Raw genomic sequence first — 15,602 nt, forward strand, 5'->3', positions numbered from 1 at the left:
GTTCCCCCCCTAAATTGCTATAGCCTTGCTCCACTATCCTGCACCTATAGCTCAATAAGGAACCGTTTCTTTTAAGTAAGTTGAGATGACTTGTCTAAACAACATCTTTTCTTCAAGGAAAGGGTAATGATTGCTTTCATTAAAAACAAATAGTTGTGACTTTGGTATTAACTCATTCATTTCTACGGAGAAAGAAAGCGGGCATTGTACATCGTAACGGCCACTCAATAGTAAAGTATTAGTTGAGATTTTTTCTAACTCACGGGTTACATCAAAGATCATTTCTTCCCTAATAAAAAAGTTCATTCTTGGAGCAGACATCTTTTTATGTATGCCTAAAGAAAAGTATTCATCATACTTATCCGGGTGAAATAAAGACAGTTTCGTTCTCTCTTTTGAGAAACGCTCCCTTTCACTAGGTGTTAAATCAAAGCGTTTTAAAGTCTCAATAAGTTGCTGCATTCGGTCAAAGTGTGGATGGTCGGGATGATAGATACATTCAGAGGATGAATTAGCATATTTCCTGGCAGCTGACCCCACAATTATTAGTGAAGTAAGAGACGTAGAAAAATGAATACCGTAGATGACTCCTATCATACCTCCTGTCGAGTGCCCGGCAAAGGTCCATTTGGCATAACCCAACGCCTCTCGGATTGCTTCAAGGTCAAAAACAGCATCAAACATACTTAACTCATGAGCCTCTTGAGCCTCACTTGAATTTCCAGCTTCTTTTAAATTCACAAGGTAGACCGTATTATTCTCTGTCAAAGAATCTGCAAAGTAATCACCTGTATGATTAAACTCTGAATAATGATGAGTGACGCAAATTGGATTGCCCTCTCCTTTTACAAAGACCTCAAAGTTTCCCCGTGCGGTATTGATTGTTTTCGTTTCCCAGTAGGTCATTACAAAATCTCCTTACCTATCTAGTTATCTTTACATTAATAGTCTTGGAATAAATCTTTCTACACTATTGAATACCTTGAGTCTTAATTTCTATAAAACAGGCAATAATTCCTCTTAGTATCCAATTAAATGGGAGGGATTTGTTTGTTATTATCAACTGCGTGGAAATCCTATGAAGCTGATAAACGTATAGAAGGCTTTTCTCCATATACTTTAAAAGCATATGGAATCCAAGCAAAGCTGCTCATTGGTTATTTTAATGATCCGAATATTGATAGTTTCGACACAGAAAGGTTCAAGGAATATCTTGCTACTCAAGGTAAGGACTTAAAACCCTCTAGTATGGCTCACAGGATTCGATTTATGAAGTCATTGTTTCGCTGGTGTCACGAGGAAGGGCATATACCCCTTAATCCAGCAGCAAAGATCAAGGAGCCTAAAGCGGGCAAGAGAATTCCAAAGTTTCTATCAGAAAGGGAGATTGAACTTTTACGTGAAGCATGTCTAAGTCCTATGGAAAAGGAACTTTTCGAATTTATGTTTTCAACTGGCTTGAGAATCGGTGAAATCGCTGCTCTAGATCGCAATTGCATTAATTGGTCTAACCGTTCCGCAATCGTCAGGGGAAAGGGTGATAAGGAACGTGAAGTCTATTTTAATATTCGAGCAGAATTATGGCTCAAGCGATACATCGATAGCCGCAAGGATAAGGATCCAGCCATTTTTGTAACGGAGAGGCAGCCACACAGGAGGAGTATTGCGCAAATGAGGTATTACATAAAGAAAATCTCAGCCCGTGCCGGCATAGATAAGGAAATTCACCCACACCAATTGAGACACAGCTATGCTACCCACTTATTAAATAATGGAGCACCAGTAGAAGTCATTCAGAGTCTTTTGGCCCACGAGAAAAGTGAAACCACTCGAATATATGCTCAATTAAGTGGTAGGCTCAGACAGGAGTTTTACCAGAAATACTTCTAACAATGAGAAGAAGCAACGCAATTTGCGTTGTTTTTGAACTCTTGCACCCGATAGTTTAAGTGAAAAACTTCACATTTTTCTGGGTAGCATTAAGAATGCTAATTATAGATACCCCATTCGTACAAAAAGTAATGGCTATCTGATTGGCCGAATATGCAATCATAAACATGGCCTTTTTTTACTTGTATTGGTTCTATGTCCTTTAAACGACTTAAAAGTCCTTCAATAACCGATTCTTGTACATTCACATCAGATAAATCCCTTTTAAATCTATTTATAAAATCATCTTTCTCTACTAACTCTATATAAATTATTTCTCTTGGGTAATAATCATTAATAAAGTAATTTTTTAGTGCTTTTATCCATACTTCATCAGTATTTTTTGGCTCTTCGTTAATATTCCATTCTTCTCCATCGAATAGTTGCTTTTTAAATATTGCAGAGAATGCCTCTTTAATATTATTAAATTGACTTTTTTCAGCAAATACTATGTCTACTTGCTTTACAAATTTATCTCTATATTCATGCACATCAAATGATAAATTTGATAGTTCTATATTTGCAATTTGTCGAGCAAAAGTATTTGGATCATCTAACAATTCTTTGATTTCTTTCTTCATCGTAATCCCCTCACTCATCAAGATATTTTTAAGCCCCTCCCCTCCGAAGAAACTATCCGTCTTTAGAATTTTCGGTAGTGTACTTAAATTTTCAGACATTCTTACGGTGAGGTTGGAAAAGTAATTGACATTGTAGGTTATACAAAAAAAGGCCTGCCTCCTCAATTGGAAGGCAAGCCCGGATGCAAAAACTTAATTGCTGACCACAATATCATCGAAATTGAGCCTTTTTCCGGAAGTTCCAGAAACAACGATCCTGAACCTTACAGGTGAGGTTAGGTTTAATGTAAAAGTTTTAACCGCTAGTGCGGATCCGCTGGTATTCGAGCTGCCGACGTTGGTCCAAGACGTTCCTCCATTCGTCGACATTTGCAGCTGCCATGAGGCACCAGTGTCGGTTCCAAAGTTCGCGTGGGAAACTTGTACACTTTTTGCACCGTTTACATCAAAATTCATTGTAAGGGTCCCATATGACCGGACGCGCGCAGACTGTACGCCATTTTTCTTATCACTGGATAAATTGCCAAGCACCGCATTGTCAAAATACCAGGATCCACTTGATAGGGACACATTCCCTGCAGAATACGCTCCCTTTGTCCCTGACTCAAAATCCTCATCCATTGCTGCTGGTCCCACAGTGCCGCCATCATCGTAACCATATGATCCCAACTTGAAGGTTGATGGGTCATACCACTTGTAGCCCGCTGAAGGCTGTGACCAAGGCTCCGCTTCTGGTTCAGTGGAAGTCTCAGGTGTTTCCATCGCTAACAGATTTGTTGGCTGATCAAGCTGCAATCCGCTAACCTGTGATAAAGAAGTATAATTTTCCTGCTTGGCTAGCCAGTCAATCAAATTGACAAGCAAAGTACTGTCGTTCTGCTCTTTAAATCCATCATAGGTAGTTTTCGTACCGCCCGTTTCTTCACGCAGGTATTTTGGAGTTGAATCTTCTACCGGGGAAGAATCCCCAATGAACGCAGCCTTCCCTAATCCAACCTTGGAAACCGCTGCATAAGGTCCCTCTGCCCTGCCGCCTCCATTATAGACACCCTGGTCAACAGCATGTGTCCAGGCCGCTGTAGTTTGAGGCAAGTAGACAACACCCTTTGCCTTGTTTGGGTCCATAATCGCCAAAGTTGACCCTGCATGCATCGCCACAGCCCCGACTCCGGATGTAATCCCGAACGCCTGACTCGGCGCAACAATGTCATTCGCCGTTACGTCGCCAATTGCGTTGTAGCGGAATCGCACCCCAAAGTTGTCTCCAAGCCAGTCAGAACCCGTGACTCCCTGCATGGCTGAAGATGAAGCTTCCTCTGAACCCATTCCTTTTGCCGGATCATAGTAAGCACCGCGGCGGTATCCGTTAAAAATCTCAGAAGCATCCCAGCGGTTCTTGTTTCGGTCCGCATTATAATGATCACCGATGAAAAAAATGCTTCCGCCATCTTGCACATACTGGAGCATCGCAGCCTGTTCAGACGATTTGTATGGTATATTCGCTTCGCCGATGATAAAGACATCATAGGCTTTCAAATCTTCGTACGTAATGGAAGTGTTTTTCCTCAGTTCTTTCGCATAGTATCCCTTATTCGCCAGGGCGCTGGCAAAATCAGAGAAGGCCCCATCGAGAACCCAGTCGGCAGCACCTGCTGTTTGGCCATGAGTATTGTCGAATAGCACCCTCTTGCCATTCGCAATTCCGTAAGGCTGAAGCTCAGGTGCCTGGTCAAGCGCATTTTCCGCAGACACTTCGGGGGGGAAATGAAACAAAGTTGGAGACAGCAGCATCAAAATCAAGGCAAAAACAGAAAACTTTTGACGGAACATTTTCTCACTCCTTATTGGTGTTTTCCTTACTAACTTACCACACCAATATTGACAGAATGTTAAGAAACCATTAATTTGAAAATTTCCCAACATAGGGTACGTCCCCATGCTTCTTCCGTTTTACATATTATTCCTGTACTACTTAGGAGTACATCCAATAAGTCGGATGAAATTACGGTAAAAGTGAGTTGGCGAAGAAAACCCTACATCATAGGAAATTTCTGTGATGGTTTTAGTAGAATGGCAAAGAAGCTCTTTTCCTTTATCCACTCTTAATGTCAAAATATACTGATGAGGTGAAAGCTTTGTAAATTTTTTAAAGGATCTTATAAAATGGTAGGTACTTTGTTGAGCTAATTCAGCCATCTGTTCAATATTAACTGATCCTTGACTTCAATGAGAAGTACAAAAAAAGTGCGTTAATCTCTGTTGGATCAACGCACCCGATAGTTTGATGATTTATATTAAAGCCTTTTTAACTCTATACTCTTAGCGAGCCTCGGAATCCCCTTGCAGCATAGTAGGAGTCTGCGCCATTGTGGTACATAAAGACAGTGTCGTAGCGGCAATCACAAAAGATGGCCCCGCCAAGTTTTCTAATATCAGACGGCGTTTCCACCCAGCTAGACGTTTTCACATCGAATTTTCCCAGTTTCTGCAGCTCACGATATTGCTCTTGCGTTAAAAGTTCAATGCCCATGGCAGCTGCCATATCAATAGCGCTTTTTTCTGGTTTGTGTTTTTTCCTGGACTCCAGGGCTTCACGGTCGTAACAAACACTTCTGCGGCCTTTTGGACTTTCCGCTGAACAATCAAAAAATATGTATTCATCCTTTTGTTTATCATATCCAACAACGTCCGGCTCACCTTCAGTTCTTTCCATTTCATTGAGGGACCACAGTTTTTTCATATTTGCCTCCAGCTTTGCCTGGATTTTATCCCATTCAAGACCTTCATGGCGATTCATGTTTTTCTCAAAACGAGTTTTTAAAGTGCTGAGTAATTCATCACGCTGTTCAAATGATAGCTCCCATTTATTATTTTCTGTCATATGGTTACCCCTTTATTGTTTTTACTTTTAATAGTTTAAGTATATATCAATATTTGATTTATAATAAATCGGAATCAGAAAGCAAAGTAACGTCCCGTGCTTCTTGACGATCTGTTTTCTTAAATACCTGATTATTCGAGTCAATCTTTCTTCCTTTTATAACCACGGCGCTTAAGAACCACATCTTCAACAAATTGATTAAATTTCTCTTCTGCTTCGGAATGAAATTTGACAGTGAAAAGTAAAGTCTTTTCTGGATACTCAGGACCGTTGGATTTAATTTCCTCTTCCTCAGAATAATCCTCAAAAAAGATATCCCACATTCCTTGGTCGTTTTTAAACCCAATGGCTTCAATATATTCACCATTTTCTTCTACGTAATAGCCAATATGCCAATGGCGTCCTTTTAAATGTTCCTGTATTTCGTCGGCATACGGCTCAAACGATGTCTCTACATTGATTAATTCCATCCCTTTGGAAAGGCGATTACTTTGAATAGGAATAGGTTCAGGGAGATCTTCATTATCATATAAAATGCCTGCCAAAGAAAAAGCTAAATCCTTTTTTGCATTATTTATCGCTTTACGTTTTGTTTCTCCTCGAGATAAAGGATAGTCCCAACCAGCTTCAGGAAACAGAGTGGGGAAATACACACAAAACATTCCTTCTTCCTCCTGTTGTATGAATGCTGGATAAACTGATTTTCCGGAATTTATCATAGTCTCACATCCTTAAATAAAACCGTTGTTCCTACTAGCGACACCTTTAAAATTTTATTTATTGTTATATTTCATCAGTTGGTCTTTTACAGCTAATTTGTCCATTAGTTTAAGTCAAACACTTCACAAATCTTCTACACACTCTATGTTCTGATCTATAATAAAAGTAAACTCAGTTCCTTCAGCAGAGGTTTGTAATGTATATTTTATGTTAAGTATCTTTGCAAGATCATCAATGACTTTTAATCCAAGTCCCTGTATTTGCTTTTTTTGAGCAAATCCTTGGCCGTTATCATTCATTGAAACCACACCATCATTAATTGTAATCTCCATTTTATTTGCTTTAGAATGCTTTAGTGCATTTTGAAAGGCGTTATCAAATAACCTTTGGAGCAATAGTTTGTGACTGCTCCAAACTAAATTTTTTTCATGTGGATGGTATTGCAACTTAATCTGATTAATCCTGTACAAGTAATCCCATTTTTTTATCATGTCTCTCATCAAATCACTGATATTTACTTCAGTATATAAAATATAAGAAGAGTCCATTGAATCGATAGAATCTCTATTGAATTCATTGGTTAGATCCGCGATATATTCTATTTGCTGATAAAGGGATTCTAATGGAAGAGAGGTGTTCTCACCTTCCAGGTAAAATAATTGCAACCGAATCGCAGTTAAGGGTGTATTTATATCGTGCCTTAATTTATTTAGGTATTCTCGCTGCATCTCCTCTTGCTGCTTCAGTTCCATTTCTCTTGATGCTGTTCTTTCAATCAATAGGTTAACAGAGTTTGTGAGCTCTCCAATTTCATCTTCACTTGTTATTTCTATTTTATTTGGTACCCTTTCATTGCTCGCCAGATTTAAAATAATGGAATTCAATGTACTTATGTTCTTCAGGAGTGAATGAATGGTCTTAGAGAAAACAATGGCTAACAATAAAAAAGACAGAAGAAATAGTACATGCATAGTCGGGTAAGCAAATGATTCATGAAAGGGAGTGTTAGTATCCCTAATTTTAGAAACAACCTTATAAAACCCCAGCATGAGGAGGTTAATCAAAAGTAGTGATATTGGAACACTTATGATGACTGCAACCAAGGTCAACTGATACTTTTTCTTTAATTTCATCTCTTCACATGGGTATTAAGTCGATACCCTTCTCCATATACATTTTCGATAATATCCCCGTTGGAATCACCAATTTTAGTTCGTATCTTTTTTATGTGAACATTTATCACGTTTGGGTTCCGATCTTCCAGCTGCCATAAATATTCAAAAAAGTGGTCTTTCGTTAGAATTTTACCGCGATTCTTATACAAATAAAAAAAGATTTTCCGCTCAATCGGGGTAAAGACAACTTCATCGTGAAGACTTCCCTTAAAAACTCGCTTTGTTTCTCCCTTAATAAACAGATGCTTGATTTGGGCAAAATGACCGTAATACTGATTTAATAATTTCTGGATTCTTAGCATTAATTCGCGTGGATCATAAGGTTTTATCATATAATCTTCACCTATTGTTAAGCCTTGAAGTCTACTATCAATGTCTTTTCTAGCCGAGAGAAAAATAGTCGGTATATTTAAGCCAAGGTTCTTGATTTTCGAGGTTATTTTGAAGCCATCCTCACCTGGTAACATTACATCCATTACGACTAAATCGGTCTCATTGATTAGATTAAGAACTCCCTCACCATCTTTTTTCCAGATTACATTGTAGCCTTCTTTTGCTAATATTTTTTGTAAGAGGTCGCCGATCATCAAATCGTCTTCTATTATGAGAATCGTATACATTATTGAAACCTTCTATCTATTTGGAATTGCCGTAGATAAAATCAGTAGCAAGTTGGTATATTTTATCGGGAGCATATAAATATAGTGAGTGTTTTCCTTCCACTTTTTTAACTTCTGATTTATTAATGTTATCGGCAAATTCTTTATAGTCCTTATTTTTTTGTTTAATCCCTATGGAATTTTCGTTTTGGTCGCTATAAGCCGACAAAAGCAAAATGGGTGTATTTTTCGGAAGTGGCAGGCTAATTTTTTGAGCATTCGTGTTGCTCTCAAGAAGTTCTTTTTCGATGTCATCATTAAAAGCCTTTTTATACGATATTGCTTTGAATATTTCCTTTTCTTTCGTAGATAAAAAGGATTGATCGATAACTTGAGGATCATAGGTAGCAGAGGGTAAAAGTCTTTGAAAACCAAGTTTTGTAAGTAGATTCATTGCTTTTATGCTTACCTTATCACTAAAGTCAAATTTATGCTTGGCATATCCATTTGGTAAACCAATATCTATTGCGACAATGCTTTTAACCTCTTGCGGATACTTTTGTGCCCAATAAATCGCTTCTAAACCTGATAAGGAGTGAGGCACTAAAATATATGGTGGCTTATTTTCACTTTGGGCTAATGCCTTTCTTGTTTGCTCTAATATAGTATCTATATCTCTATCATCATTAAAAACATCACTGTACCCATATCCTGCCTTCTCTACGACAACTATCTTATGATTCCTCGAGAATTTCGAATAAAGTCCTTTCATTTCATAAACAGGAGCAGCAATCCCTGAACCCGGCATAAAGACAAAAGTGTCCTCGCCTGCCCCCTCGGTATACACATTGATTTTTTTTTGACCAAACTCAACGATTGTTCCCTTATTTTGAATTAAACTAGACTCACGGCTTAATTGATATTGATGATAAGTAAAAATTGCCCCTACTAGAACAACTATAATTACAATGATTATCACAATGATTGTTTTCAACAGTTTAAATAACTTCAACATATTTGTTCCTCCCCTTCAATCTATATTGAAAGGATAAACAATAATAATAAATTTCTAATAAATTTTCATAAACTTCTCATCGGTTTTCTAACACTTTTCCTTTTTATTTTAATTAATCCTCCTTAGACAACCACAGCCAGTAGTTCAATTAGGCTTTTTTAATAATTTAATTGTCTTTCTAAATGCCAAAAAGAGATATAGAAAAGCAGTATACAATATTATGCTTATCATGTAATAAAAAGCCCGTTCCATTGGGTTAATTGATTGTACGACTTCTCCGTGTACTCTGAAATACCATTCTATTGATGTGTAATACATCCAGATATAAATTAAAGTTATCATTAACATTAATAGAGCAAGTATCGCCTTATTGTGAAATAAAAGTTTAGTTAAACTGTTCTTAAATGCTTTTGAGAATGTCACATCAGTGCTTTCTTGAATTTCAATACTTGTTTTTTTGTTAAATGGCGTTAGGAAATAAATCATTAACCCTCCCCAAACAATCCCAAAAAACACTATTTCTGAGAACTGCAATAAGATTCCTCCAGTTTTTAGTTAAAATCTATATTTCTATAAAAATATACTTACTTATTCTATTATCCTCCCCGTTCCATCAGAAAAATCCACCAAAATAGCGGGTTAATCCATCTTGGATTAACCCAACTGTTGAATAGGCTATTTACAATAATTAATATGACTCCCTAATACACTCGGACCAAGTTTTTCTGTCTTTGAATTAGAAAGCCGAACTTGAACTTGTACATTTTCCATTGCTGCTGTAATTAAATCGAATCTCCCAGCCCAACTTGGACTATCTTTTTCTGGCGTTGGATATAGTTGAAAACGCCAGCTTATTTCGTTTGGCTTAAAAGCAAATCCTTCGTAACTATCGTAATTTCCATAAGTTTTGGGTTCTGGAAGATGAATAGCAATAATACTGACGTTCGTTCGTGCAAAACTCGGTGGGTTCAATTGAACTTTGTAAACCAGTGCTGTTCCCATTGCATTTTTCAGATCTTTATCTGCTGGAGCCAGCACCATACTGCAAGGCATTTGAATTGCATTTGTTTCGGAAGGAAAAATCGTGATAAGTGCAATAAAAAAATTAAGCAAAAGAAATTGTTTCATAAAGCAACCCTTACAATTCTTTTGCTTAGTATGCCCAGCATCTTGTTGAACCTGCTCCATTATTCATAAAATATACAAGTTAGGACCAATACGCTAAAAAAATTTGCTGTTTCTTCAATGGATTATGATTCAAAAGAGGCCTTATCATAATTTATCGCAATCTCATGGTATCGTTCGTAACGGAAATCAACTTGGGGAAATCCCCTTCCCTCCCCTTGTTTTTAGGGTACTGATTCTCTCCATTCCAGTTATGATTGGTTTTGCACGCTTGATTAATGTTTGTGTAGCTTCAAGAGCCAGAGATGCTTGGTGGGCATGTTCATTACTCCACACTTCATAAACATAAACAGCATTTGGCTCGTTTTCAGAAATATTAACAAGATAAATCTCGCATTCATCTAAATTTCTCATTGATTCTGCAGCTTCAAGTAGAATTTCAACCATTGTTTCCCGTTCGCCTTCTTGTACAGTAAACTTACCAAACAAACTGAATTTGCTCATATCTGCCTCCATGTTTTTGTCGCCTGTTTAATGTTTCTACTTTCACACCCGATTATCCTATTATTGCCAAAAATAAATATTTAGAATAACTTCACTCACTAACCCCCGTTCACATAGCAAGTACAATTTGCCGCAGTTATTCAAAAAGTTCCTCAAGAGGGTTCGTAAATCTTTTCCACTTTCCCGTTAATTCACAATCTGTGTTAATCCAGAAACTTGCTCAATGAAAATGGCGGCTGCAATGTATCCTTGTAAAAATAAAAGGGATTTGCCATTTTGACAAAATCCCTTAACGATTCTTACTATCTAAGATAACTGCTATTAATCTCTTCCTACATATTTTTGCTTTGCTGAAGAAGTTTGGATTCTCCTGTACGTTCCCATTCCTCCACTGTTTCATATGCTTTTTCAGGAGAATACCCTTTCCCTACAAGTACTCCCATTAGAATAAATTCTTGAAGAATGTGGGTGGCGTTTATTCCTCTCTTAACGTCCTCTAGTCCTTCCTTCACCAAAAATTCGGTATAGCGTACCCATTCGTCTGGAGTCTTGCCAAAAGCAACTGTATTTCCATTACCTTGAGCGCCGCCTGCTTCCCCAGCCATTGCATCTGCTTTGGTAACATGAACAGTACCAAATGGATGGTTTGGAGGAGCATAGATCGAGTAAAGTTTAAGCGGAATATTACCTGTATTAGTTAGATTATGCCATGTTCCAGCAGGTATCATGATTGCAGAATCATCAAAGACATTTCTTTGAAAGGTTAAATTATCTTTCGTCTTGCCCATTTGTACAATCCCCTGGCCTTGTTCAATACGCAGGAATTGATCAACGTCAGGATGCATTTCCAAACCGATATCTTCGCCAACATTTAAACTCATCAACGTTACCTGTAAATGTGTTCCTGTCCATAAAGCAGTCCGATACGTATTGTTTTGCTTCGTTGCTTCATTGATATTAACGACATAGGGATTCGGTCCATAATCTTTTAACACGTCACTTCGATTGCCGTTGGATGGGCAGAAATAATTATACCTGTTTGCATGCTCCATTCCATAAGGATAAGCCCAGTGGACAGACTGACCCCTATTGTTATACATTGGTCCATTAACATAATAAGGGTATTGATTTGGATACCCATTTGGAACATAGTACATTTTTTTCAATCCCTTCACAGTTTATAAAAATATCCTATGCACCTATTAAGGGAATGTACTTTGGTCCATGCTGACTAATTGCATGAAATATATGTATACTAAAACATTTCTTTTATTTAAATGACCCATTTTTGATCAAAGGTCCGAAAAAACTTTTTAACTAAACTGCCGTTTGGTCAATTAAAAAGGGCGTTTTTCCTTCCCGGATTAACGCCCTTGTTTAGCTTAACAAAAAAAATTGTTGCCCTGAAATTAATCCCAAAAATTAAAGATGACTTCACCAATTGTTTTGGGTTTCCAATATGAAATTTGCTCCAACTCAGCACTATTCAAATTAATTGAATCCGACTTTATATTTAAAGGTTCATTTAGTTCCTTTAAACTCAAAACTTTATAAAATGGGCTAAACTGTGTTAGTAGTTCGGATGCATTAATAAAGTCTATTTTTCCAAATTCAACAACTGAAGCAAAAGCTATATATGGATAGTGTTCATTAAGCAATATATAAAATTCGTTATCATTAACCTTAACTTCTGCTTCATAGAAGTTCAGTGGATATAGCGGTTCTCTGAACTTTAATAATTTGCCACCACTACGATTTACGATTGCAGCACAAACCGATTTAAATTGCCGTCCATCAACTTTAGGAGGCAAATTGTTCGTCGAATTATGAAATCCTGTTATACCATTAGGAAGTCTTATTTTCACCATTGAAAAGTTCCCCTATTAAAATTTTTATTAGTTCAATAAAGTAAAATGTCTTAGCAATTCCCTTTCACTAATCGATATCCTGATCGATAAGTCTTTTGTTCGTAAAACAAAATCTTTGATTCCTATAAATTCAGATTCAGCAATCAAATAGAATTGTGTTCCCTTTTTTAACCCTTTAAAATTATTCTTTAGCTTATATCTCTTCATTTTCTTATCAAGCTACTCCCATACTCGTTATTTCAATCTGACGTATTTACAGATAGCTTTACTCGGCTGTCTGATCAACTAATTCTCATCTCCGACATTGTATCATAAAGCATTATAATGCTTTTTAGTTCTTATTAAGTTGAACCTGCGACTTCTCTATCTTACTTCAACATTTCTACCACGTTAAAACAAAAAATGCCACCTGGGTTGGCAGCAAACGGGTTAAAATATTAATTTTTCAAGTTCAATATTTTATAAGAAGCGAGGCTAAGAAAAATAAGTCCAAAACCAAATAAAATACTTCCGGACACTAAGAAACTGTTGATATAACCATTAATAATTAAATGGTACAATTCTGTATCTGCCCCACCCCGATCAGCTAACCAAGAGTCAGCAATTGATGTCCCAAAGTTAACGCTATTAAAGATCATAATAACTCCTGACAACACTAATAAGACGCTAATTATAACAAAAGCCTTTACTTTTTCTATTGTCACTTTATGATCACCCCCACAAAAAAAATTAGCATAATACTCCAAAAATGAGCACATTTTTTTATACTAACCTGCCTTTAAGTACGGCGTTAATTTTTCTTGTCTCAACAAAGCAATTCGTGTAAGGAGTTGTCATTATTCTATTTTCAAGAAGCATAATCCAGTCATTTAATCACTCCACAGGTAAAGCTAAATGAAAGGGCAAATTCATTAGTCCTGCCTGGATCTATGCACCAATTAGTTGGAATCATGGGGACGTATCTTATGCTTCTGTTTTCTTAATAAAATCTTTCGTTGATCTTTTTACTTTTGTACTGAATTACAACTCTTCAAATAAGTTAAGAGTGTGTCCACTTGCTTCTCCATTATGACTTGATATGTGACCATCATATGGGTGGTTTTCTTTTTAACGAAAGCCTTCTTTTTTAAAGAAAGCAGCCTTTTGAAGAATGTTATTCATGTTGTTCAAAACTTGTTTCTGGAGGGACCACACTTTTGATAAATTGAATGTCTTTTTCCTTAGGATTAGGTATCACAAACTCAGTTCCCCAGTGTCCCGAGTGCATCACTATATCCATACCACTTTCTAAATTAACTGTGAACCACTTGCACTCTCTAAATTTGTTCATATAACTATTCAATAAATAGTTTGAAAGAACTGGGGTTTTCTTTCCCTTAAATATAGTGATATTTTCTTCATTAACCATCTCAAGGTTGAGAGAGTCAAGTTCTTCTATTGTCTCAATTTCCTCATTCCAGCAATGAATCTCAATTGTGTCTGCTTTTTTTAAATAATAATTAATCAGTGAAATCCAATAATTATAATTATCAATATCTGGTTTCGGGATGGCTGAATCCCCGCATGTATATGTCGATATGTTAAAAGCTAAATTTTTCTCCATAACATCCTCACCCGTTTGGCACTCTGATTATCTACAAAGTAAATTCAACAATAAGTACATTAATCCTTCTTGGAACAAAATTCCCCATCCTTGATCAACCTTTTTTAAAAAGTAATTTCATGGAATCATGGGGACGCATCTTATGCTTCTGTTTTCTTAATAAAATCTTTAGTTGATCTCATTACTTTTGTCCTAAACCAAAACTCTTCAAAGACGCAAAGGGTACCCCCCTTTTGCTTCTAGCTGAGCAATTTTCCTACTTAGCGTAATTTAACTAAAGCACCCGTTAGTTGAATAAGAGAGTTAAAATTATTGTGTTATCTGTTCAATTATTTTTCCGTCTGAAGACAAACCTGTAATAGTAGAGCCTATAAGGTCTTCTCCATTAGTAACTAAAAACCAAAACTTCTCGTCATTGTTATATTCAATTAGTTTGGCTTTAAACTCGTTTCCACCATTTGTTTTAACGTTTACTTCTTCTATTTGAGAGTCAAGTATCTTCCCTCTGATTAAATCGGTATAATCTGAAAAGTGAGATTCTAAGTTTGAAAAACCCCAATCTAATTTATATCCATGAGAAAGTTCTCCAGTGCTACTACTAACAAGTTTCCATCCAAGTGCGTTTTTCTTAAAGAGAACACTTCCAAAATGGAGATTTTCTTGATTACCCCATTCATAAAAAGCAATTGCTTGATTGTTATCCAAAAATTCAATATGAGCAATGTTCGTCATGGGTTGGTTTAATGAGTACATAGCCTTTTTAATTTCTCGAACATCATCTTTTAATGCTAAGTTTATAAAATAAATCCCAAATAAAACCACAGTTATAGATAAGATAATTTTTAATTTCTTAGACATAGAAACTATCCTCCCCCACAAAAAGCATAACACGGTTACTGATTATATGTTTCATTTCCTACATATTCTTCTTCAACTAAACTGCTCCTTTAGCTCAATAGATGTATTTTCCATAATATATTGGTTTTCTTAACTTACACATCCGTTTTCAAATAGCTCCCCTTATTTCAAAGCACCACCTGTAATCTTCCTAAAAACAAAATAAAAGATATAAATAACTATCCCAAATGTTAGTACAGATAAAATATAATTTATTATTAATAAATTTGGTGTGATTTCAAAAGGGTTAAATAAAACATCTGATACTTCAAGAGTTTCTACGGTTCCGTGACTAACGATTATACCTACTTCTTGTTCAATAAAATGAAACGGAAATCCGAATTCATATTTATAAGCGTTAGGTGATACTTGAGAAGGTGTATCAGGTAAAATCATTGGAGTCATAGTTACTAACAAAAAGCTAACAAGTACAATAATTATGGTTTGTCTTTTAGTCACTTTGTACCACCCTTAAAATTTTTTGCTTAAAAATTAGACGGGAGAGAATTAGTTCGGTTACTCGCCATCTATATTATTTTCTTTATTCAACTCCCTCAGTTTAATACGGTTTACTCACTAATGCTCGCTTATTCGCAGGATTTCATCCTCCATGGATATATATTTCTAAATTAAAAGGAGTGGATTCTGGACAAATGGCTACGTGAAGACATAGTTAAATAGAGGAGTAGGTTTATACTCCATATT

The 15,602-nt window shown here is 36.4% G+C and carries 18 protein-coding genes and 1 pseudogene; 1 reads left to right on the top strand and 18 read right to left on the bottom strand.

Annotated elements, in window-relative coordinates; translation table 11 throughout:
* Positions 1 to 51: 51 nt before the first annotated feature.
* The gene (locus M3204_RS22650) at positions 52 to 906 is read right to left on the bottom strand and encodes an alpha/beta fold hydrolase (protein ID WP_251488579.1); all 855 of its coding nucleotides are present in this window, start codon (positions 904 to 906) and stop codon (positions 52 to 54) included.
* Positions 907 to 1,050: 144 nt separating this feature from the next.
* On the opposite strand from M3204_RS22650, the gene M3204_RS22655 reads away from it, so the two are divergent.
* Positions 1,051 to 1,890 (top strand): tyrosine-type recombinase/integrase, encoded by an 840-nt coding sequence (locus M3204_RS22655; protein WP_251488581.1) that lies wholly within the window; start codon positions 1,051 to 1,053, stop codon positions 1,888 to 1,890.
* 98 nt (positions 1,891 to 1,988) lie between these two features.
* On the opposite strand, the gene M3204_RS22660 is transcribed toward M3204_RS22655, so the two are convergent.
* The 17 genes and pseudogenes from M3204_RS22660 to M3204_RS22735 all read right to left on the bottom strand — a co-directional run bounded on the left by M3204_RS22660 (position 1,989) and on the right by M3204_RS22735 (position 15,356).
* A complete protein-coding gene (locus M3204_RS22660; protein ID WP_251488584.1) occupies positions 1,989 to 2,510 on the bottom strand; it encodes a hypothetical protein in 522 nt (173 codons plus the stop codon).
* 192 nt (positions 2,511 to 2,702) lie between these two features.
* Complete coding sequence (locus tag M3204_RS22665; RefSeq protein WP_353056063.1) at positions 2,703 to 4,340, bottom strand: Ig domain protein group 2 domain protein; 1,638 nt, start codon at positions 4,338 to 4,340, stop codon at positions 2,703 to 2,705.
* 138 nt (positions 4,341 to 4,478) lie between these two features.
* A pseudogene (locus tag M3204_RS23935) lies at positions 4,479 to 4,718 on the bottom strand (helix-turn-helix domain-containing protein); the annotation flags it as partial.
* Positions 4,719 to 4,821: 103 nt separating this feature from the next.
* On the bottom strand, positions 4,822 to 5,391 hold the full coding sequence (locus tag M3204_RS22670) for a DUF4256 domain-containing protein (protein WP_251488587.1): 570 nt from the start codon (positions 5,389 to 5,391) through the stop codon (positions 4,822 to 4,824).
* Positions 5,392 to 5,531: 140 nt separating this feature from the next.
* On the bottom strand, positions 5,532 to 6,110 hold the full coding sequence (locus M3204_RS22675; protein ID WP_251488590.1) for a type II toxin-antitoxin system HicB family antitoxin: 579 nt from the start codon (positions 6,108 to 6,110) through the stop codon (positions 5,532 to 5,534).
* A gap of 123 nt (positions 6,111 to 6,233) precedes the next feature.
* On the bottom strand, positions 6,234 to 7,244 hold the full coding sequence (locus M3204_RS22680) for a sensor histidine kinase (protein WP_251488594.1): 1,011 nt from the start codon (positions 7,242 to 7,244) through the stop codon (positions 6,234 to 6,236).
* Positions 7,241 to 7,906 carry a response regulator transcription factor gene (locus M3204_RS22685; RefSeq protein ID WP_251488597.1) on the bottom strand — a complete coding sequence of 222 codons (666 nt, stop codon included), beginning with the start codon at positions 7,904 to 7,906 and terminating at the stop codon, positions 7,241 to 7,243. The genes M3204_RS22680 and M3204_RS22685 overlap by 4 nt, the downstream gene beginning before the upstream one ends.
* Before the next feature lie 16 nt (positions 7,907 to 7,922).
* Positions 7,923 to 8,900, bottom strand: coding sequence for an alpha/beta hydrolase (locus M3204_RS22690; protein ID WP_251488600.1), 978 nt, complete (start codon positions 8,898 to 8,900; stop codon positions 7,923 to 7,925).
* Between the two features lie 144 nt (positions 8,901 to 9,044).
* Complete coding sequence (locus M3204_RS22695; protein ID WP_251488603.1) at positions 9,045 to 9,434, bottom strand: hypothetical protein; 390 nt, start codon at positions 9,432 to 9,434, stop codon at positions 9,045 to 9,047.
* A gap of 141 nt (positions 9,435 to 9,575) precedes the next feature.
* Positions 9,576 to 10,028: a hypothetical protein gene (locus tag M3204_RS22700; RefSeq protein ID WP_251488606.1), complete on the bottom strand. Its 453-nt coding sequence runs from the start codon at positions 10,026 to 10,028 to the stop codon at positions 9,576 to 9,578.
* Between the two features lie 186 nt (positions 10,029 to 10,214).
* On the bottom strand, positions 10,215 to 10,529 hold the full coding sequence (locus tag M3204_RS22705; protein ID WP_251488623.1) for a putative quinol monooxygenase: 315 nt from the start codon (positions 10,527 to 10,529) through the stop codon (positions 10,215 to 10,217).
* Positions 10,530 to 10,861: 332 nt separating this feature from the next.
* Positions 10,862 to 11,686 carry a cupin domain-containing protein gene (locus M3204_RS22710; protein ID WP_251488627.1) on the bottom strand — a complete coding sequence of 275 codons (825 nt, stop codon included), beginning with the start codon at positions 11,684 to 11,686 and terminating at the stop codon, positions 10,862 to 10,864.
* A gap of 252 nt (positions 11,687 to 11,938) precedes the next feature.
* Positions 11,939 to 12,397 carry a hypothetical protein gene (locus tag M3204_RS22715; RefSeq protein WP_251488630.1) on the bottom strand — a complete coding sequence of 153 codons (459 nt, stop codon included), beginning with the start codon at positions 12,395 to 12,397 and terminating at the stop codon, positions 11,939 to 11,941.
* 437 nt (positions 12,398 to 12,834) lie between these two features.
* A complete protein-coding gene (locus M3204_RS22720; RefSeq protein WP_251488633.1) occupies positions 12,835 to 13,101 on the bottom strand; it encodes a hypothetical protein in 267 nt (88 codons plus the stop codon).
* Between the two features lie 449 nt (positions 13,102 to 13,550).
* A complete protein-coding gene (locus M3204_RS22725; protein WP_251488636.1) occupies positions 13,551 to 14,000 on the bottom strand; it encodes a hypothetical protein in 450 nt (149 codons plus the stop codon).
* Positions 14,001 to 14,309: 309 nt separating this feature from the next.
* Positions 14,310 to 14,858 carry a hypothetical protein gene (locus M3204_RS22730; protein WP_251488639.1) on the bottom strand — a complete coding sequence of 183 codons (549 nt, stop codon included), beginning with the start codon at positions 14,856 to 14,858 and terminating at the stop codon, positions 14,310 to 14,312.
* Between the two features lie 162 nt (positions 14,859 to 15,020).
* Positions 15,021 to 15,356: a hypothetical protein gene (locus M3204_RS22735; RefSeq protein ID WP_251488642.1), complete on the bottom strand. Its 336-nt coding sequence runs from the start codon at positions 15,354 to 15,356 to the stop codon at positions 15,021 to 15,023.
* Positions 15,357 to 15,602: the final 246 nt, after the last annotated feature.

This window comes from Mesobacillus subterraneus (genome assembly GCF_023715485.1).
Lineage (GTDB): Bacteria > Bacillota > Bacilli > Bacillales > Cytobacillaceae > Mesobacillus > Mesobacillus subterraneus_B.